Below are 19,368 nucleotides of genomic sequence, written 5' to 3' on the forward strand. Positions count from 1 at the left end.
AGCGGGTCGAGCCTCCGTGGCTCGGGCAGACGAGAACGTCAGGAGGGGAACTCCGCCTCGACCGGGTCGGCGTCGCCGTCTCGCCCCTGCCGTGCCTCGTGGAGGTACGCACAGATGCCGCCCTGTCCGTCCATGTTCGTCGCCGTCAGTCGCGTCCGGTGGTGGACGCGCTCGAAGTTCTCCGTCGTGAGCAGGTCGCCATCGGGCGACCGGAACAGCGGCTCCTCGGAGTCGGTGACGACGCCGAGCGGGCGGGCCTTGGCGAGATACGAGCGGACCGGGTCCAGCGGGACGGTGACGCCGACGGCGCCCTCGCGGACGAACACGGTCGCCGTGTCGGGTGCGTCGGATGCGTCGTCTGCGGCCGCCTTCGGATCGTCCGCCGCCGAGTCGAGTCCCAGTCGGGCGGGCGTCAGCCGGGTGACCTGTTCGGGCGTCAGCCCGGCGTCGAGCAGCGTCGAGACGGCGTCGTACTGTCGCGACAGCAGCGCCTTCTCGTCGAGTTCCCGCCGGACGTCGTCGACCTCGCCGTCCGCGTCGGGGAAGCTCGCCTCGAACGACAGTCCCTCGTTGACGCCGCGGTTGATCTCCGCGTCGTGCATGTGGTCGCGGAGTTCGACGACGGCGCGGTCGACGCCCGCGAGCGTCTCGACCTCGCGGCGAGCGTCGGTCGCCATCATCCACGCGAAGGCGGGCGAACACCACGCGGTCGGCAGGCTGAACGTCACGTGAACCTCGGGAAGGTCGATAGCGACCGACTCGACGTAGCCGAGCGCGACGATAGATCGGTCGAGTTCGGGGTCGGTGACGCGGTCGAGACGAGACCGGACGGCCTCCTCCGTGACGGGCGTGACGGCTCCGTCCATCAGTCTGCAGCCCCCTCCTCGGGGCCGATGTCGCCCCCAGTGAGGCCGAACTGCTGGCTGATGGCGTCGTCCTGCAGCGTGTCCGCGCGCTCCGGGATGTCGATGTCGTACAGTTCGGCCGCGTTCTGCCCCATCACCTTCTTCTTCGTCTCGAGGTCGAACTCGACGCCGTACTCCTGCCGTTGTTCGGGTGTGAGTTCGGCGTTCATCACCGCCTCGACGAGCCACTCGGGTTCCCAGATGGCGTAGTCGCTGCCGAAGAGGATGCGGTCCTCGCCGAGCCAGAACAGCAGTTCGCCCATGATCTCGCCGAACTTCTTCGGGCGCACCTCCGCGAACGGGGCCGCGACGGCGAGACCGCCGTAGACGTTCGGCTCCTGAGCGGCGATCCAGCAGAAGTCGTCCAGTCGGGGGAGTCCGATGTGCTCGACGACGAAGTTGAGTTCGGGGAAGGAGGTGGCCGCGTCGTCGACGTCGGCGACATCGAAGGCGTCTTTGTTCAGCGGGCGGATCGTCGGCCCCTTGTGGGGGTGGACGTTCTCGATGCCGAGGTCGACGCACTTCTGGAGGAACTCGAAGGACTCCTCGGAGTCCAGTCGCCACCCCTTCGAGTCGCCGCGCCACTCGGCGGTGTAGAGCTTCACCCCCGTGACGTCGTACTCCTCCTTCTGCCGTTCGAGTTCCTTCAGCCCGGCCTCCCCCTCACGGGGGTCGAACCGCCCGTTGGCGATGAACCGGTCGGGATACTGCTCGGCGAGCTCGGCGTTGGTGTCGACGGTGTTGAACCCCTCGTGGTAGAACTCGTGGAGGTGCGTCGGTTGCGTGATCGCGACGTCGACGTAGCCGCTACCGAACAGATCCTCCACCATCCGGTCGGTGTCGTACTTCCGGTACTCCTCCAGCGTCCACTGTCTCTCTTCGGGCGTGAACCCGGTGTGGTAGTCGTAGAAACACTGGATGAACTGCTCGCCGCCCTCGCTCTTGACGTTCTCTTTGCTCGCGTCCCAGTGGTGGACGTGTCCGTCGACGACGAACACGTCTTCGCCCTTGTGTCGGTACATGGTAGATCTGTGGTAGCCCGTATCATTAATGATTTTTCGTAATCCTTCATCAATTTTCCTGTTTCCTAACCGTTTAGTCGTGCTTTGCTGACTAGTAGCACACCATGCAAGCTGCGAGACTCCACGAGTACACCGAGGATATGTCACACGCACTGTCGATCGACGACGTCGACCGCCCGGAGATCACACGCTCGGACGGCGTCGTCGTCGAGGTAGAGGGTGCGGGCTGGTGCCAGACGGACAACCACATCGTCGAGGGGATGTGGACCGACTACGTCGAGCAGACGCTCCCGATGACGCTCGGCCACGAGAACGCCGGCACCGTCGTCGAGACGGGCGAGGAGGTGACGCTCGTCGAGGAAGGTGACAAGGTCATCTGCCACCCAGTGATGACCTGCGGGAAGTGTCGTCCCTGCCGACTCGGCGAGGACATGCACTGTGAGAACCTCTCGTTCCCCGGCCTCACGACGGACGGCGGGTTCGCCGAGGAACTCCTGACCGCCGAGCGGTCGGTGATCAAACTCCCCGACGGCGTCGATACGACCGACATCGCGCCGCACGCCGACGCCGGCATCACGGCCTACCACGCGGTGAAGAAGGCGACGAGACAGCTCAACCCCGGCGACCACGCCGTCGTCATCGGCGTCGGCGGGCTGGGCCACATCGGCCTGCAGTGTCTCGACGCGACGAGCGCGACGACCATCACCGCCCTCGACATCAAGGAGGAGGCTCGGGAGCTCGCCGAGGAACTCGGCGCACACCACACGGTCGACCCCTCCTCGGAGGACGTCGCCAGCGTGGTCGACGATATCACCGACGGCACGGGTGCCCAGCAGGTAATCGACTTCGTCGGGCGCGACGAGACGACGGCGCTCGCGCCGGACATCGTCGCCGGCGGCGGCGACCACCACATCGTCGGCTACGGCGGTCACGTCCACGAACCCTCCCAGTCGCTCGTCAACGGCGAGTTCGCCTACAAGGGGACGCTCGTCGGGCGCTATCCCGAACTGCAGGAACTCGTCGCGCTCGTCGACCGGGGCGACGTCGAACTGCGGACGAGCCGCTACGACTTAGACGACATCAACACCGTCGCCGAACGACTCGAACACGGCGAGATCGAAGGTCGCGCCGTCATCACGCCGTAGACAGCGACGACGACACCCTCTTCCCGTTTTTTCAATCGATCTGCAGCGGTTGCTCCGACGCGTGGAACTTTGGGGACGTGCGTGAGAGTCTGGTGCATGGACATGGACGACGGTCTCGTCCGGGTGCTCGACGCCGACGGCCACCTCGTCGACGGCCGGGAGGACCCGGCGCTGTCGGACGAGCAGTTGGTCGGGATGTATCGGGATATGCGACTCTCGCGGCACTTCGACGAACGGGCGGTCAGCCTCCAACGACAGGGCCGAATCGGCACGTACGCCCCGCTCGCTGGACAGGAAGGGTCACAGATCGGGTCGACGTACGCGCTCGAGGAGCGAGACTGGATCCTGTATCAGTACCGCGAGCACGGCGCGGTCGTCGTCCGCGACGCGCTGGAGGCGTACCTCCCCTACTGGGTCGGGTACGAGCAGGGCAACGCCGACATCGCCGACGCCAACGTCTTCCCGCTCAACATCACCATCGCCGACCACATTCCTCACGCAGTCGGGATGGCGTGGGCGTCGAAACTGAAAGGCGAGTCGAAGGCGTTCCTCTGTCACTTCGGCGACGGCGCGACGAGCGAGGGCGACTTCCACGAGGGGTTGAACTTCGCGGGCGTCTTCGACACGCCGAGCGTCTTCCTCTGTCACAACAACCAGTGGGCCATCTCGGTTCCGACCGAGAAGCAGACCGCGAGCGCGACGTTCGCCGAGAAGGCGACCGCCTACGGCTTCGAGGGGGTCCGCGTCGACGGGATGGACCCGCTGGCGACGTACCAAGTGACGAGGGAGGCGGTCGACCGAGCGCGGGACGGCGAGAGCGACGCGCCGCGGCCGACGCTCGTCGAGGCCGTCCAGTACCGCTACGGCGCGCACACCACCGCAGACGACCCGACCGCCTACCGCGACGACGCCGAGATCGACGAGTGGAGACGGTGGGACCCGATTCGGCGACTGGAGAGGTTCCTCCGCGAGACGGGTCGTCTCGACGACGACCGTGTCGACGCTATCGAGACGGAGGTTCGCGAGCACGTCGCCGACGTCCTCGCCACTATCGAGGACCTCGAACCGGACCCCGACGACATGTTCGAGTACACCTACGCGGAGTTGCCTGCGCATCTCGAAGCACAGCGCGACGAACTGCGCCGGTTGCGCGAGCGACACGGCGACGAGGCGTTCCTGCGGGAGTAGGTCGGTCAGTCGGTCGTGTCGACTGTGTCGTCTCTCGGTCGGCCCGCTTCGAGTTCGCGGGCACGTTCGAGAATCAGATCGTCGTCCAGGTGGTCGAGCAGTCGCCGCTGGCCCCGTCGCTCCCGCCGCTCGACCTGCTCCTCGGTGAGTTTCGTCTCGAACGCGCGGTCGATGTACCGTTCTCGCAGTTCGGCCACCCGCTCGTCGCTGGCGGCGTACTCGTCGGGGATGCGGCCGTGAAACCACTCGCGCCAGCGGTCGCGGTCGCCCCACTCGCCCGCGAACTCCGCGTCCGGTCGGATCCAGTCGTAGTAGCTGTCGACCCCGTCGGGATACCCCTGGGCGTGTCGGTGGTCTTCGAGCAGACACCGAGCGACGTAGGCACCCTGCCCGGCGGCGACGATCGCCTGTGCGTTGCGCTCGCCGGCCGGGGCGACGACGTAGAGGCCGTCGATCGGCGTCCGGCCGTCGTCGGCGGCGTAGTCGGGGTCGAACTGTTCGCGTTCCCCCTCCCCGTGGTCGTGTCTCTCGAACATCGCGTCGCCGCCGAGCGGTCGGAGATACTCGCCGTCGTACCACGACGCCGCGACGACGTACTGCGTCGTCACGGTTCGGCCCTCCTGCGTCTCGACGACGAACCCGCGAGTCTCCTCGTTCTCGTCACCAGTCACACGCCGTTCGACCGACTCGACGAGGTCGGCGACGTACTCACCCCCCGCCTCGGCGACGTGGTCGTGCATCAGCCCGTAGAGCGTGTCGGTGCCGACGCCCGCGGGGAAGCCGAGGTAGTTCTCGACGTACGCGGCGCGCTCGAGGGCGGCCTTCCCGCGGTCGAAGACGACGGTGTCGAGTCCGTAGCGCCCGGTGAACACGGCCGCAGAACAGCCCGAGGGACCGCCGCCGACGACGACGACGTCGTAGTCGGTGTCGCCGTCGCGGCCGGAGTCAGTACCGACCTCGTCGGTCGGTTCGACCTCGTCGTTCTCGGACGCCATCTCAGAACTCCCCGGCGACGACGTCGGCGACGCGCTGGCCGTCGTAGAGCGGTTCCTCGACGTCGTAGAGCCGTTCCGCGGTGCGCTGGGTGAGCACGAGATTCGTGATCGGTCCCTGGTAGAGACCGCCAGCGCGGTAGACGTCGCCGTTCTCGACGGCGGTGAGCGCGCTCGCCGTCTCGTGGTTCTCCAGGGATGCGACCACCGTCCGCCGGAACTCCTCGCGGGACATCGACTCGTAGCCGCGAAGCATGAGTACCCCGGGGTCGACTTCGAGCACCGTCTCCAGGTCGATAGCCGCGCGACTGCCGTGGAAGTCCTCGACGTCGGAGTTCGCCAGCGCGTCGGTGACGCCGAGGTCGGTCAGATGCTTGAACCCGGTGCCGTCGCCGACGACGTAGGGGTAGAACTCCTCCGGCTGGTCGCCGACGCCCCAGAGGACGGCGACGGCGGGACGTTCGTCCTCGGCGGGGACGACCGACTCGACGTTCGACTGGAACTCCTCGTGAAGTGTCGAGAACGCCTCGTAGCGGTCGGTACGCTGGAAGACCTGTGCGAGTTTCTCGAACCCCTCGTAGAGACTGTAGTACCGATAGCTCTCGTGCCACGGATAGTGTTGAGCGTAGATGCAGTTGCCGAACAGCGGTCCGACCCGTTCCGCGATCTCGTCGACGTCGGCCCGCTTCCACCCCTCGAACCGGTTCAACAGGAAGTTCGGGTCCATCACGTGGACGTCGGCGTCGAGTTCGTAGAACAGTTCCTTGCTGACGCCGTCCTGATACAGCGAGACCATGTCGCTCTTGTCGACCGAGACGCCGTCGATCTCGTCGTAGTACTGGGTGTGGTATCGGTCGGTGAGCCAGACGGCCTTCGGCGGTTCGAGCCCCAGCGCGACGCCCATGTCCGCCCAACTGCCGTTGTTCGCGACCCACGTCTCCGGAACCTCCTCGAAGGTGACCTCGCCGACCGGTTCCATCGAGACGGTGTACGTCCCGTCTTCGCTGTCGCCGCTCCCGGTCTGCGTGGTCGACGTCGTCGAGGACGTCCCCGTCTCGGACGCCTCCGAACCGGTCGAACTGCTCCCGGTACAACCAGCGAGCAGCCCGCCGCAGACGACTGCTCCGTACCTCAGATACGCTCGTCTACCCGCCGTCGCGGTCTCCCGCTCGTCGTGCTCCATGAGATTTTGGCTCGCCTAAAACACTAAAGCGGTTTCGGTTTTTTGGCTGGCCTAAATTCCATCGTCGTGGAAAGGGGGACTGCCCGAAAGCTCCGTCGACTGGACTATCTGGGATATTTCAGCCACGAGGACGAAGCGCCGGCATGACCAGATTCGCCGGGGGCGTCAGCGTTCTCGCGGCCGTCGCCCGGACCGCCATCGAGAAGAAGATACGGTATCCGGCGGCCGCGCTCGCCTACTACGCGTTCGTCTCGTTCGTCCCGCTCTTGATGCTCGTGTTCGCCGTCGTCGGCGAACGACTCGCGGTGGAACTGTCGCGGACTGCACCGCAGTTTCTGACGCCGCCGGTGCGGGAGTTGGTCTACCAGTCGGTGACGACGGCGAACGGTCGAACCGGGGCGGGACTGCTGGCCGTCCTCGTCATCGGGTGGAGCAGTGCGAACTTCGTCGGCGACGTCCGGACGGTCGTCGACCGGATCGAGGGGGACGAGGAGAGAGGTCTGAGAGGGTGGCTCCGCGACGCCGTCGTCATCCTCGGGAGCACCGGGCTGGCGGCGGTCGCGATCGTCGCGACGAGCATCCTCTTTACTCTGCCGCCTGCCGGCCTCGCCGTCGAAGTCGCGGCGTTCCTCGGGCTGTGGCTCACGCTCGCGGTCACGTTCGTCCCGCTGTACTACGTCCCGTCGCGAGCGGTGACGTCGCCGACGGCGGCGCTCCCCGGTGCGGTCGTCACCGCGTTGGCCTGGACCGTGCTTCACACCTTCCTCCACTTCTACTCCGTCAACGCCGGGCAGTACGCGATCTACGGTGTGCTGAGTGGGATCGTCATCGTGCTCACGAGCCTCTATCTGGCGACGTCGGCCCTCCTCACCGGCATCGTCGTCAACGCCGAACTCGTCGCGTTCAGAACAGGTCGGTGACGAGCGCCTCGGCGGCGTCGCGACCGCTCCGCATCGCTCCCTGAATCGACGACCACCGGACGTAGTCGCCCGCGAGGTAGACGCGGCCACCGGCGGCGCGGGTGTCCGGGAGGTCGTCGAAGACGCCCGGCGGTTGGGCAAACTGCGCGAACGGGATACGGTGGGTCTCGACTCGTTCCAACGCCTCGAACGTTCGCTCGGGGTACCACGACTCGAGTGCGTTACGAGTCCGGGCTTCGAGCTCCTCGGCGGGGACGTCCTGCGGCTCCTCCCCGAGGAACGTCGCGTTCAGGAGGTCGGTGTCGCCGGGCGCGTACTCGGGGGCGACCGCGGTCACGTTGACCACGGTGTTCGGCGACTCGTCGCCGGCGTTGAGCAGGAGCCGTTTCCCCGTGTCGGGTGCTTCTCTCGCCGGGAGCCGATAGTGCTGCGTGACACAGCTTCGCGCTTCGGTCGGGATGGCGTCGACGCCGGTCAACTCCCGCGCTCGCTTCGGGTCGGCCGCGACGACGACGGCGTCCGCCTCGATGACTTCCTCGCTGGTCGTCACCGTCACGCCGTCGCCGTCGTCGTCGACCGCCTCGACCGGTTCGCCCAGTCGGAGCGCTGCACCCGCCTCGCGGGCGGTGTCGGCCAACTGCTCGGGGATGGCCTGCATCCCCTCGGCCGGAACAGCGATCTCTCCCTCCGAGAGTGCACCGAACGTGTACTCGAAGACGTGCTTCGACGTCGACAGCGACCGATCGAGCGTGATCCCGCCGTAGAAGGGGGCGACGAAGTGCTCGACGTAGTCGCGGGAGAACCCCCACTCCTTGAGGTACTCGCGGATGGTCGCGTCGCGTCCAGTGAAGAACTCGTCTTCCCGCTTCGCGGTGACGTGCTGCCGAAGCGCGAGCGTCCGCAGTTTGTCGCTCGTCGTCACCTCGTCGGTCCGGAGCGACGAGAGGAGCGCCCCCGGGTCCCGAAGCGGGTCCGAGAGGACGGACCGTTCGCCGGGTCGAGCGATGATCGCGCCGGGTTTGAACCGCCGGAGGTTGAGCGCCTCGAGGTCCAACTCGGCCCGTACCATCGGGTAGGCGGTGAACAGCACCTGGAACCCGCGGTCGAGACGGTAGCCGTCGCGACGCTCCGTCCGCACCCGACCGCCGACCTCGTCGCGGCGCTCACACACCGTCACGTCGACGTCGGCGGCCGCGAGTCGTCGAGCGGCGACGAGCCCTGCGAGTCCGGCACCGACCACGACGACGGATTCGTCCTGCATAGCCACCCCTTCGGACGCGGCCTACTAAACTCGGCGGGAAACGGCAGACTCGCGGGTCACGCGCGGCCGCGACCGACGGTCGAACGCACAGAAAGACTACAACGGGACGGTCGGTATCCACCGGACGATGCTCCTCGCCGCAGTCGAGACGTTCCTCCGAGACTGGCCGTACCTCACGGCGCTCATCGTCCTCGGCGTGGTCGGCGTCGTCGCCGGCCCGTCGCTTCTCACGGCGTCGGTCGGCGTCCGCCGACTCTCGCCGTCCGAGCGGCGGGCGCTCGCCGCCTGCGGCGTCCCCGTCGACTGCGTCCGCGTCGTCGCCCGCCCCGAGGGAGTGCCGACCGCCTTCGCCGTCGGTGTCGTCCCCGGCCACCGGTACGTCTGCGTGACCGAGCAACTCCTCGATCTGCTCACCCCGGTCGAACTCGCGGGCGTCGTCGCGCACGAAGTCGGCCACCTCCGTCGCTACCACGTCTTCCCACGCCTCGGGCTGCCGACCGCGTTCGTCGTCGCCTGGGCCGCGGCGGTCAGCGCTGACGTCGCCGGCGCGTTCCTCGGCGGCCTCCTCCTGGTCGTCCCACTCACGCTCGCCTCCTTCGCTACCTCGCGCTGGACCGAGTTCGACGCTGACGACTACGTCGCCCACCACGCCGACGGCGCGGCGCTCGCGGACGCGCTCGACCGACTGGATGGGGCGGGCTACCTCCGACGGGACGAGTCGAGAGTGCGACGACTGCTCGCCCGCCATCCGACGCTCCGCGTACGTGTCGACCGACTGCGCTCGGCGATGTCGACGCGACGAGGTAGTACCGACTCTCCGTACCCGGAGCCCTAAGTGACCGACACGAGAGCGTCCGGTATGACACTCACCCGGCGTACCCGCCGTGCTGTCGACGACGAACTCGCTCGACTCCGTGGGGAGTACGGCGAGTTCGAACTCGTCGAGAAGACGTGGACCGTCGACGTCGACGCCTACGAGGCCACTCGCGAGCGGTTCGAGGCCGGAACCGTCGGCGGCGCGGGCGCGTGGGTCCGAGACGACGAGGGTCGAGCGGTGATGGTTCGCCACGAGGGCGAGCGGTCGTGGTCCGACCCCGGTGGGAAGCACGAACCGGGCGAGAGTCTGGAGGAGACGGCACGGCGAGAGACCCGCGAGGAGGCGGGCGTCGACTGTACTCTCGACGGCGTCGTGCAGGCGCACGTCGTCGAGACCGTCTGCGAAACAGACAGCGACGAGTGGGGGAGCGGCGACGAGTACGACCCACTCTACCGCCTCATCGTCGTCTTCGAAGCGACGTACGAGGGCGGTGAGCTCCGTCCGCGCGACGGGGAGATCGCGGCGGCGAAGTGGGTGACCGAACTGCCCGAGGTGCTCCTGTATCCGGAGCTCGCTGCGTTCCCGCTCTGAGCGGCCGCCTCAGATGACGCCCGTCCGCGTCGCCACTTCGACGGCCGCCTCCTCAGTGATGCCGTCGCCGAGGATGGTGTAGCGGTCGCGGATCGCGTGTGCCGTCGTCAGCGCCTCGACGACCACCTCGTCCGCGATCCCCAACTCCGCGGCCGTCGTCGGCGCGTCGATGCGCGCCAGCGCGTCGCGGATGTCCGCCCACTGCCCCTTCGCGCCGGTGTGGAGGTACTCCGTCATGATCGAGCCGACGCCGACCTGGTGGCCGTGGATGGCCTCGCCGGGAGCGATGCGATCGAGCTGGTGCGAGAAGAGATGTTCGGCCCCGCTGGCCGGCCGCGAGGACCCCGCGATGGACATCGCGACGCCCGAGGAGACGAGCGCCTTGACGACGATCCACGCCGACTCCTCGTGGCCCTTCTTGATGGAGTCGGCGCTGTCGACGAGCATCTCCGCCGTGAGTTCAGACAGCGCGCCGGCGTACTCGGAGTACTCGACGTTCTTCAGGCGGTTGGCGAGTCGCCAGTCCTTGACGGCGGTGTAGTTCGAGATGATGTCCGCACAGCCGGCGGTGGTCAGCTCCCACGGGGCCTTCGCGAGGATCTCGGTGTCGGCGACGACGGCCAGCGGCGGGTCGGCGGCGACGCTGTGGCGGCTGTCACCCTCCGGAATCGACGACCGCCCGGAGACGATGCCGTCGTGGCTCGCGGCCGTCGGTACTGCGACGAACCCGAGGTTCAGATGGTCGGAGGCCATCTTCGCGATGTCGATCGGTTTGCCGCCGCCGAGCGCGACGAGGAAGCCGGCGTCCTCGCGTTCCGCGGTGTCGATGACGCGCTCGATGGACTCGAAACTCGCCGTCTCGACGACGACGGTTGCGGGGTCGGCGTCCGCGAACTGCTCTCTCACGTGGTCGCCCGCCAGGTCGTTCGGCGTCGGACTGGTGACGACCAGCGGCCGCCCGGTGAGATACAACTCGTCGACCGCCTCGCCCAACTGGTCGAGGACGCCGTGGCCCACGAGGACGTTCCGCGGGAGTTTGATCCACGTCGTTTTGTCGAACATAGTCGGAACTCTCGTGCGGGCGTTGAAACCCTTTCCCGTCGTCGCCGTCGGCTCGTCGGTCCCGCGTGCGAACGGGCCGGAGACGGTCGCCCGGACGATCACAGACGACCGCCCGGACGATCCGATCCGGCGATCCAGCTACAGCGTCGGCCGCCCGAGCTTCCGGATCGCCTTCCGCAGCAGTTTGAACGCACGCAGGATGCTCCTGATGTCGTCGGCGATGCGGATGACTCTGAACAGTCGTCGGAACAGCGAGCTCATAGATGACACTCGGTATCACACCACAAGAGCGTGTCGGTCGGTCAGACGAACGTCGTCACCGCGTCCCAGAGGAACAGCACGCCGAACCCGCCGAGCACCAGTGCGCTCAGGGCAGCGACGGCGGGAGCGAACGACTCCACGCGCCGTTCGGCGGTGACGAGTGCCGCCGGGAAGCCGCTCGCCCAGAGCAGGATGCCGGCGAAGAAGCCGGCGATGAGCGCCGGACTCCCCGTCTGGACGACGAGTAGTCCCGCGAGTTCCGAACCGACGTAGGGCGTCTCCGCGAGTACGTCGACGCGGCCGGGTTCGAGCAGTCCCACGCCGATGGTGAGCCAGAACAGGATCTGGTAGGGGTTCGTCAGCGCGAGCACGAACGCCTTCCGAAAGCCCGTACTGTCGTCGACGCCGCCGTCGCTCCGTCCGTCGGGTCGGCCGCCGTCGGGGCGGAACGACCCTTCGACTTCCTGTGCGGCCCCGTAGGCGAAGTACAGCATGAGCAGGCCGCCGACGCCCACCATGACGGCCTGCAACGTCGGGAACTGCTCGACGAAGGCGACGACGCCGAGGAAGGCGAGGACGAAGAACGTCGCGTCGGCGGTGAACGCACCGAGTCCCGCGCGGAACCCGGCGTTCCAGCCACGGACGACGCTCTCCTCGGCGATGACGGCGTTCATCGGTCCGGGCGGAGCCGCCAGCGCGAGTCCGAAGACGACGCCGGCCACCGCCGACCCGAGTAGTCCGACCATGTACGTGTTCGGAACGACAGGAACCGTGAAAAACGACTCGGTACTGTGTCTCGCCGCCTCACATCACCGCGAGTACCGCATCGGAGACGGTACCCACGACTGTCTCCCACACGGAGAACCCGGTGAGGATGGCGAGCAGCGTGTCGACGGCGAAGAAGGCGAACAGCCCCGCCGCGAACTGGTGGGCCCGCCGGACGTCGAACCGATGGGAGAACCGGTGAAAGAGGTACGCGTTCGCGAGGCTCACCGGGACGATGGCGAGCATCTCGCCGACCCAGATGGCCGGGGTCGCACCGTACTGGACGGCGAGTCCGATGGTGACGAGTTGGGTCTTGTCGCCGAACTCGCCGACCGCCATCATGACGAAGATGGGCAGGAAGCCGCCGAACGCCGACGACAGGTCGTACCCCGCCACCGTCGGCAGGTCGACGTCGGGCGACGCCGCCAACCCGCCGTCGGTCTCCGTGGCGACGTCCTCGGGCGTGGCGTGCTGGTTGGGAGCGGAACGCCAGAGCAGGACGGCGAACACGCTGAACAGGACGACGGAGATGCCGTCGAGGACGAGAGGCGGGAGTGCGGACTTCAGCGCCTGTCCGAACCAGATCTCGAGGGCGGTCCATCCGGCGAAGGCGGCACCGGCGGCGCTGACGACGACGAGCGGGTTGTACCGCGTCGACAGGCCAGCGATGATGAACTGGACTTTCTCGCCCGGGAGGACGGCGAGTTGCGCGACGAAGGCGACGACGACGATCTCGGCGAAGCCGGTCACGCGCCGTTAGCACCCGTCTGTGCCGTCTCGTCGGCCCGTGGCGATCTGACACGGATCGATTGAGCGACCGCCTCGGGGAGGCTCTGTTCGCGCGTCGTCTCGCCGACGTGGACGGTCACCATCCCGAACGGCGCGATATCGACGATTTCGAGCGTCGTCCCCGGGGTGACACCGGCGGCTTCGAGATACTCCAACTCCTCCTCGTCGCGGTCGCTGACACGAGCGACGACGACCCGCTCGCCGACGTCGTGGTCGCTGAGACGCGTCGTATCGTCCTGTTCCAGCGGTTCGAGGTCGGCACCCGGAATCGGGTCGCCGTGCGGATCGACCGTCGGGTTGTCGAGCAGGTCGGCGACGCGGCGCTCGAACTCCTCGCTGATGTGGTGTTCGAGCGTGTCCGCCTCGTCGTGGACCTCGCTCCACGAGTAGTCGAGATGCTCCGTGAGATACGCCTCCAGGAGCCGGTGGTGGCGAAGCACCTCGAGTGCGACCGTCTCCCCCTCGGGGGTCAGTTCGACGCCCTTGTACTTCTCGCGGTCGACCAGCCCTCGCTCCTCGAGCTTTCCGAGCATGCTGGTCACGGTCGGCGGCGTCTTGTCGAGATAGTCGGCGATGTCCGACGTCGAGACGGGCGGTCCGTGTTCGCCCTGCAAAGTGTAGATCGCCTTCAGGTAGTCCTCCATCACGTCGCTCAGCATGTCTCGAATTAGACGCGTCGAACGCAAATAGTTGATGGGTCGAAGTGCCGTGCGGCGGCCGTCTCTCCCGTCGCTGTGTCGCCGCGCGACCACCGTTCGTCAGGGTCGACAAGAGGGTTCAGACAGTCACCAGGTATCATCTCGGCGGATTGTCAGGATGGGGGCTGAATAGAGAGGGTGAGTCCAGCACGGAGAGTGCATCCGATTCCGATAGAACTGATTGAAACAGGCGATAGGTGGCCTGCATGTGACACGACCGTCGGAGAGAGGAGTCGATCGAGGTGCCGACAACTGCGTAACTGTGTGCGTCAGTCGAACACCTCCTCTTCGTTTTCGACGAGTCGAGAGAGATGTCCGAGATTCGGGGTGGGGACTTCTGAAGCGAGAGTTGTATCGAGCAGGTTCTCCTTCCTTTCGACCGGGCTACTCTGCTTCCCCACCGGAATGAGAGACACTGATGCCTCCGGTAACGCATTCGGTTTGGACTTCCTCAGGCAACGAACTGCGGGAGATCGGGACAAGAACGAGTAACTCTCCTCGGTGTGTCTCTACCCACTCCTCCATGGAGTTCGTATCCCACCAACAGGGTTTCCAAACGCCTGATTCGAAGCGACTCCACAAGTCGACGCCTCCATAATAGTTCCCATCACTACATCTATAAATCGTGTCAGATACCATGTCTCTCGGTTCGACTATCCCCCTCTTGTTCTGTCTCCATCGGAGGTTGGTCGAAGTGCTGATAACAGGCGCTCCGAGGAGAGTGTGTGATTCTCTGACACGGCGTCTCGTCCTCGCACTCCCGATAACAGAGGTAGTGTCCGTCCTCAGTTTGAGGAGGGGGTAATTCGTCACTCCAAGATTGTGCTCTCTCGCCATTCTGTGTCGTATCTCTAGGGGTCATGTTCTCTCTGAGAAGTCGTCCATGTTTGGTCGTGATTTTTCGGCGCTGCCACATGTGGGCTTGCGAACAGTCCGTCCAACCCGCTCCGCTCTTTCGGTAAGTAGAGTCTCCTCTCCGGCGGATAACCGTGTTGGCCACACTATCTGACCAATTCGTGTTTTCACAGATAAGGGCCCCTATCACTCCGGATTTCGGAAAAGCTAATGTGGGTATGCCAATTCTACCCCTCTATTCCTGTGGATTCCGGAACCAAACGACTCTCTCACACGTCACGAGGGGTCTTTATCCACTTGGTCATCCTCGGACGCACTTACCTTGTCAGTCCCTTGTAAGAAGAAGTGATTGAACGGCTGGACGTGGTGCTGTCTCACCATCTCTGAACTCTCGATCTCCACACCAGCGTCGTGGATCGCATCGGTGATTCGAGTGATGTCACCCGTGCTCGTCCCCACGACATCTACATGGAGATTGCGACGTCCCGTGAGCATCTCGCGGACGTCGATAACACCCTGAACCGACCGAATCTTCTCGGAGTGTGTTTTGATCTCTTTAGGTGGGACAGTGACAATAAATGTCAGTTGCAAGGGGAGATTGGCCGCTTCGTAGTCGATCTCCGGATGGTAGCCTTTGATGATGCCGTCCGCTTCAAGTTGGTCAATTCGATTGCGAACGGTACTAGCTGAGACACCAGCCTTGTCGGCGATCTCCTGTGCTGTCGTGTTACGCGCGTCCTTCTGGAGCAAGTAGAGGATACTCCGGTCCACGTCGTCCAACTCTCGTCCCATAATGTGAATGACGTCGTGAGAGGTACTAAACGTGTTTCTCACCGGACGAATCTCTCGTGACCCCACGTTTGCGGAACGTGACCGAGGATTCTCTCGTAGGAACCTCAACAAATCAAACAATCTCGCTCTTCGTCAGCCGCCAGGAGAGTAGTGACCGACTCGCGCCCGCTATTCAGCACGCCGATTTCAGCAGGGAGGAAGCGTGTGACCTCGAAGTGTACGAAGACTTCCGCCAATCGCTATCAGATCCCCTGTCCCATCAGGTGACTCCGCAGCAGGTCCGAACTCTTGCCGCCCGCCTCGGTGTTGAGGAGCACGACCGTCGCGTCCGGGGCGAACTCGCCCTCGTCGGCGAGCTTCCACGCACCCGCGGCGGCGACGCCGGCGTTGGCTCCCATCTCGACGCCCTCGTAACGGGCGGCCGAGTACGCGCTCTCCAGCGCGTCGTCGTCGGCGACGGTGACGGCGGTGCCGTCGGTCTCGGCGAGCGCCCGGAGCGCGAGTTCGCCGCCGGCGGGGTCGGTGATCTCCAGTTCGCCGCAGATGGTGTCCGGGCCGGACCACGGTTCGGGCGCGTCGAGACCGCGCTCCCACGCCGTCGCAATGGGGGCGCAGCCCTCCGGTTGGGCGGCGACGAGTCGCGGCACGTCGTCGACGAGTCCCAGTCGCTGGAGTTCGCGAAAGCCCTTCTCGACGCCGACGAGCACCTCACCGGTCCCCGTCGGGACGACGACGGCGTCGGGGACCTCCCAGTCGAGCCCCGCCGCGACCTCGTAGGCGAGCGTCTTCACGCCCTCGTGGCGGTACGGCGTCGTGAACTCTTGGAGGTCGAGCCAGCCGTCGAGCACGTCTTCGGTCTTCTCTTCGACGGCGTCCGGGTACCGGCCGCCGACGACCCGCATGTCGCCGCCGTGGACGTTCGTCATCGCCTTGTTGTGGAACGTCGACCGCGACGGGACGAAGGAGTGGTGGCGCACGTTCGCCCGTCCGGCGTACGCCGCCAGCGACTGTGCCCCGTTGCCCGGCGAGGCGATAGTGACGTCCTCGGCGTTCGACTGTGCGGCTGCGGTCATCGCCACGGAGAAGCCGCGGTCGAGCGTCGTCCCGGTCGGGTTCCGTCCGTCGTCCTTGACGACGACGCGCCCGACGGCGAGTTCGTCGGTGAACCGCGGGGCCTCGACGAGCGGCGTCGCCCCTTCGGCGGTCGAGATCGCCGTCGACGCCGGGAACGGGAGCAGCGCGTCGAACCGCCACAGCCCCTCGTGGGGTCGCGCCGAGAGCGCCTCTCGGTCGACCTCGACGGCGTCGTAGTCGTAGGTCGCATCGAGCGGCCCACCGCAGTCGGGACAGCGCCCGGGTTCGGTCGCGTCGAACGTCGCCCCGCAGTCCGTACAGTCGAGTCCGGCGAACGCCTCCGTCGTGTTCATACGTGAGGCTTCGACGCGAACGACTAATCGCTTCCCGTCTCCGTTCCGCGTTCGCGAGCGACCCTCGAAACCCGGCCCGGAATCCGAAACGACATATCGGGTCGTTCCCAACTTCGAGCTATGGCTACAGCCAGCGTCAGCGGTCCGATGAGGGAGCATCCGGCAGCGGCGACGGCGGTGCTCTCGGTCGTCGGTTACGGACTCGTGCTCGGCACGTTCGCCGGTCTCGTCCCCCAGTCGGTGTTCCCGGACCTCTCGCTCCAGCAGGTGAACCTCCTCTCGCACGCCATCGCCGGCGTCAACACCGTCGCGACGGTGCTCCTGATTCTGGGGTGGCGGTGGATCCGGAACGACGAGGTGGAGAAACACGCCGCCGCGATGGCGTCGGCGTTCGGCCTCATCCTCGTGTTTCTCGTGCTCTACCTCACGAAGATCGGCGGCGGCGGGACGAAGGAGATGGTCGGCGCACCACAGCTGGTGTACTACGCCTATCTGGCGATGCTCGCGATCCACATCGTCCTCTCGATCGTCGCCGTCCCTGTGGTGCTCTACGCCCTCATCCTCGGTATCACTCACACGCCGGCGGAGCTCCGAACCGAGACGCCGCACAAGCGGATCGGTCGCATCGCGGCGGGGTCGTGGATCCTGTCGCTCTCGCTCGGCGTCGTCACCTACGTCATGCTCAACTGGATGTACAGCTACGAGTTCGCCGCCTGAGACAGACAGAGACGTCATCGCCCGGACTCGAACGCCGGAGACTCGGTCGCCCTCGGATGCTCGCGTCTTCCGACAGCGGTTTTCAAGTGTTCTCGCGAGCGCAGAACCATCCTCCGGCGAGTCGCCGCTCACGGCGCCGCTGGCGTCACTCCCCCCGCACGTCGACGTCGGCGTCGGTCGTCTCGACGTCGATCCGACCCTCCAGGTCGCGCTTCGAGGCCGGGCTGATGGTGAGCCCGGCCGCTTCGAAGCGGGCCTTCGCCGACTGCAGGTAGGCCGACCGGACCCCGAGCACGTCGCGCCGGATCGGGTTGTCGATCCAGTAGTGGACGCGGGCGACGACGGCGTCGCTCCCAAACTCCTCGACGTAGGCGCTCGGGTCCGGGGCGTCGAGGACGTGTTCCGTCTCGACGGCAGCCTGTGTGAGATGATGCAACGCCGCCGCCTCGTCGTCGTCGTAGGCGAACTGGACCCGTTCGACGACCTGATGGCGGCCGTGTCGGTAGGGGCGAGTGATGTGCTGTCCCGTCAACACCGTGTTCGGCACCGTCACCAGCGCGCCACTCGGCGTCTGGACGCGCGTGACCCGGAGCGTGATGGACCGAACCGTCCCTTCGCCGTCGGTCCACTGGACGTAGTCGCCGACGTTGAACTCCGGGTCGGCGACGAGCACCAACCCGCTGATGAGCGACCCGATGACCGTCTGCGCCGCGACGCCGACCGCGAGGGTGGCGGCGGCGACGACGAGCGCGGAGTTCGTCAGAAAACTGCTGTAGCCGGCGACGCCGGCACCGACGTAGACGGCGATGACGAGGACGACCAGTTGAAAGTATCGCGAGACGGCCTCCTGGAGCGTAGGGTTGTTGCGGTTCCGGTTGCGGACGGCCCGAGCGAGGAGCGGCTCGACGACGTACAACCCGAGCAACAGTACGACGAGGAGACCCGCGGCGAACCACGCCGCGCGAACGACAGTCGGCCAGTAGTCTGCGAGGGCCTCCGGACCGGGAGTGACGACGGCAGCCCCCGCTCGAGGGAGGGTCCCGAGGTAGTGACGCATGTACCCTACGCACGTCCAGCAGTCACAAAAGTCCGGTCGCCGAGACGGAGACGGCGGGCGACACCGCCGAGTGGGCTACCCGATGTACCGCAGATCGTCGCCGGTCGGCATCCCCTGCTGTTGGTTCTGCATCTCCTGGATCTTCCCGACGACCTCCTCCATCTCCTCGGCGCGCTCCTCCAGTCCGGCGTAGTCGACCTCGAAGCCGACGACCGCCTCGAGCACCTCCAGCACGGCGCGGGCGCTCTTGGGGTCGACGAGGTAGCCGCTGGTCTCGCCCATCAGACAGGCCGCCTCGAAGCCGCGACGGCCGCCGAGTCCGAGTACGAGACCGCTGACGCCGACGATGCCGCCCGCGGGTTCGTCCTCGCGGAACTCGACGTCGGCCTCCTCGAGGTCGTCGACGAGCGACGCCTCGGTCACCGCGCCGAGGACGGTGTACTCCTCGATGAGTTCGCCGGTCGGGACGCCCCCGAGGGCGAACGCGCGGGTCGCACCGAACTCCTCGGCGACGTCGAGGAAGACGTCGGTGAGGTGGTAGTGTCCCTCGTTCGACTGTGCCTGGTGGTCGCCCGTGAGCACGAGCAGGTCGGTGCCGTCGACGTCCACGGCGTGAAACTCCGCGCAGGTGAGTTCGGCGACGCCGTCCTCGTCGATGTTGACCTGCGGCGGGAACTCGTCGGCGTAGACGCGGCGGACGAGTTCGGCGTCGAACTCCTCAAGCAGATACTCCGCAGCGAGTTTTCCCACGTGGCCGACGCCCGGCAACCCCTCGATGAAGACCGGGTCGTCGAGTTCCGGATCGGCGAGTTCGTCGATCTCGATGTCTTCCATGTTCGTACCCTCGGGACCTGCTGTCTTAATAAGTTTGAAGACTGGCCTCCGCGAGAGCGCCGTCGCTCATCGGTCTGACGGACGAGA

20 protein-coding genes are annotated in these 19,368 nt (G+C 66.4%); 6 read left to right on the forward strand and 14 right to left on the reverse strand.

The window, feature by feature from the left end; genetic code table 11:
• Positions 1 to 38: 38 nt before the first annotated feature.
• Positions 39 to 866, reverse strand: a complete 828-nt coding sequence (locus tag EOHIBHHM_RS02325; protein ID WP_497254244.1) for a metal-sulfur cluster assembly factor — start codon at positions 864 to 866, stop codon at positions 39 to 41.
• On the reverse strand, positions 866 to 1,927 hold the full coding sequence (locus EOHIBHHM_RS02330) for an amidohydrolase family protein (RefSeq protein WP_497254246.1): 1,062 nt from the start codon (positions 1,925 to 1,927) through the stop codon (positions 866 to 868). The genes EOHIBHHM_RS02325 and EOHIBHHM_RS02330 overlap by 1 nt, the downstream gene beginning before the upstream one ends.
• 104 nt (positions 1,928 to 2,031) lie before the next feature.
• Between EOHIBHHM_RS02330 and EOHIBHHM_RS02335 the strand changes: the two genes are divergently transcribed.
• Together EOHIBHHM_RS02335 and pdhA are read left to right on the forward strand one after the other, a co-directional pair.
• The gene (locus EOHIBHHM_RS02335) at positions 2,032 to 3,072 is read left to right on the forward strand and encodes an NAD(P)-dependent alcohol dehydrogenase (RefSeq protein WP_497254248.1); all 1,041 of its coding nucleotides are present in this window, start codon (positions 2,032 to 2,034) and stop codon (positions 3,070 to 3,072) included.
• Between the two features lie 96 nt (positions 3,073 to 3,168).
• On the forward strand, positions 3,169 to 4,260 hold the full coding sequence (pdhA, locus tag EOHIBHHM_RS02340) for a pyruvate dehydrogenase (acetyl-transferring) E1 component subunit alpha (protein WP_497254250.1): 1,092 nt from the start codon (positions 3,169 to 3,171) through the stop codon (positions 4,258 to 4,260).
• Between the two features lie 5 nt (positions 4,261 to 4,265).
• Here the strand turns inward: pdhA and EOHIBHHM_RS02345 are convergent, their stop codons facing one another.
• Positions 4,266 to 5,255 carry an FAD-dependent monooxygenase gene (locus EOHIBHHM_RS02345; protein ID WP_497254252.1) on the reverse strand — a complete coding sequence of 330 codons (990 nt, stop codon included), beginning with the start codon at positions 5,253 to 5,255 and terminating at the stop codon, positions 4,266 to 4,268.
• Between the two features lies 1 nt (position 5,256).
• The gene (locus tag EOHIBHHM_RS02350) at positions 5,257 to 6,435 is read right to left on the reverse strand and encodes an ABC transporter substrate-binding protein (RefSeq protein ID WP_497254254.1); all 1,179 of its coding nucleotides are present in this window, start codon (positions 6,433 to 6,435) and stop codon (positions 5,257 to 5,259) included.
• A gap of 143 nt (positions 6,436 to 6,578) precedes the next feature.
• Between EOHIBHHM_RS02350 and EOHIBHHM_RS02355 the strand changes: the two genes are divergently transcribed.
• Positions 6,579 to 7,355 (forward strand): YihY/virulence factor BrkB family protein, encoded by a 777-nt coding sequence (locus EOHIBHHM_RS02355; protein WP_497254256.1) that lies wholly within the window; start codon positions 6,579 to 6,581, stop codon positions 7,353 to 7,355.
• Here the strand turns inward: EOHIBHHM_RS02355 and EOHIBHHM_RS02360 are convergent.
• Positions 7,339 to 8,616, reverse strand: coding sequence for an NAD(P)/FAD-dependent oxidoreductase (locus EOHIBHHM_RS02360; RefSeq protein WP_497254258.1), 1,278 nt, complete (start codon positions 8,614 to 8,616; stop codon positions 7,339 to 7,341). The genes EOHIBHHM_RS02355 and EOHIBHHM_RS02360 overlap by 17 nt on opposite strands.
• A 127-nt stretch (positions 8,617 to 8,743) precedes the next feature.
• On the opposite strand from EOHIBHHM_RS02360, the gene EOHIBHHM_RS02365 reads away from it, so the two are divergent.
• A complete protein-coding gene (locus EOHIBHHM_RS02365) occupies positions 8,744 to 9,451 on the forward strand; it encodes a M48 family metallopeptidase (RefSeq protein WP_497254260.1) in 708 nt (235 codons plus the stop codon).
• A 24-nt stretch (positions 9,452 to 9,475) separates the two neighbouring features.
• Positions 9,476 to 10,024 carry an NUDIX hydrolase gene (locus tag EOHIBHHM_RS02370; protein WP_497254262.1) on the forward strand — a complete coding sequence of 183 codons (549 nt, stop codon included), beginning with the start codon at positions 9,476 to 9,478 and terminating at the stop codon, positions 10,022 to 10,024.
• A 9-nt stretch (positions 10,025 to 10,033) separates the two neighbouring features.
• Here the strand turns inward: EOHIBHHM_RS02370 and EOHIBHHM_RS02375 are convergent, their stop codons facing one another.
• The 7 genes from EOHIBHHM_RS02375 to EOHIBHHM_RS02405 form a co-directional block, all read right to left on the reverse strand.
• A complete protein-coding gene (locus tag EOHIBHHM_RS02375) occupies positions 10,034 to 11,086 on the reverse strand; it encodes an NAD(P)-dependent glycerol-1-phosphate dehydrogenase (protein WP_497254264.1) in 1,053 nt (350 codons plus the stop codon).
• Between the two features lie 138 nt (positions 11,087 to 11,224).
• Positions 11,225 to 11,347, reverse strand: a complete 123-nt coding sequence (locus EOHIBHHM_RS02380) for a hypothetical protein (RefSeq protein WP_280141155.1) — start codon at positions 11,345 to 11,347, stop codon at positions 11,225 to 11,227.
• 41 nt (positions 11,348 to 11,388) lie between these two features.
• On the reverse strand, positions 11,389 to 12,093 hold the full coding sequence (locus tag EOHIBHHM_RS02385; protein WP_497254266.1) for a LysE family translocator: 705 nt from the start codon (positions 12,091 to 12,093) through the stop codon (positions 11,389 to 11,391).
• A gap of 58 nt (positions 12,094 to 12,151) precedes the next feature.
• A complete protein-coding gene (locus EOHIBHHM_RS02390; protein ID WP_497254268.1) occupies positions 12,152 to 12,862 on the reverse strand; it encodes a TMEM165/GDT1 family protein in 711 nt (236 codons plus the stop codon).
• Positions 12,859 to 13,560, reverse strand: a complete 702-nt coding sequence (locus tag EOHIBHHM_RS02395) for a metal-dependent transcriptional regulator (RefSeq protein ID WP_497254270.1) — start codon at positions 13,558 to 13,560, stop codon at positions 12,859 to 12,861. Before EOHIBHHM_RS02395 ends, EOHIBHHM_RS02390 begins: the two co-directional genes overlap by 4 nt.
• 1,170 nt (positions 13,561 to 14,730) lie before the next feature.
• Positions 14,731 to 15,246 (reverse strand): Lrp/AsnC family transcriptional regulator, encoded by a 516-nt coding sequence (locus tag EOHIBHHM_RS02400; RefSeq protein ID WP_497254272.1) that lies wholly within the window; start codon positions 15,244 to 15,246, stop codon positions 14,731 to 14,733.
• 242 nt (positions 15,247 to 15,488) lie between these two features.
• A complete protein-coding gene (locus EOHIBHHM_RS02405) occupies positions 15,489 to 16,673 on the reverse strand; it encodes a threonine synthase (RefSeq protein ID WP_497254274.1) in 1,185 nt (394 codons plus the stop codon).
• Positions 16,674 to 16,793: 120 nt separating this feature from the next.
• Here EOHIBHHM_RS02405 and EOHIBHHM_RS02410 point away from each other — a divergent pair, with 120 nt between their 5' ends.
• Complete coding sequence (locus tag EOHIBHHM_RS02410) at positions 16,794 to 17,390, forward strand: DUF420 domain-containing protein (protein WP_497254276.1); 597 nt, start codon at positions 16,794 to 16,796, stop codon at positions 17,388 to 17,390.
• Between the two features lie 145 nt (positions 17,391 to 17,535).
• Here EOHIBHHM_RS02410 and EOHIBHHM_RS02415 read toward each other — a convergent pair whose 3' ends face one another.
• The gene (locus EOHIBHHM_RS02415; RefSeq protein WP_497254278.1) at positions 17,536 to 18,447 is read right to left on the reverse strand and encodes a mechanosensitive ion channel family protein; all 912 of its coding nucleotides are present in this window, start codon (positions 18,445 to 18,447) and stop codon (positions 17,536 to 17,538) included.
• A gap of 75 nt (positions 18,448 to 18,522) precedes the next feature.
• Positions 18,523 to 19,281 carry a proteasome assembly chaperone family protein gene (locus tag EOHIBHHM_RS02420; protein WP_497254280.1) on the reverse strand — a complete coding sequence of 253 codons (759 nt, stop codon included), beginning with the start codon at positions 19,279 to 19,281 and terminating at the stop codon, positions 18,523 to 18,525.
• Positions 19,282 to 19,368 lie beyond the last annotated feature (87 nt).

This window comes from Halogranum roseipondis (assembly GCF_059695585.1).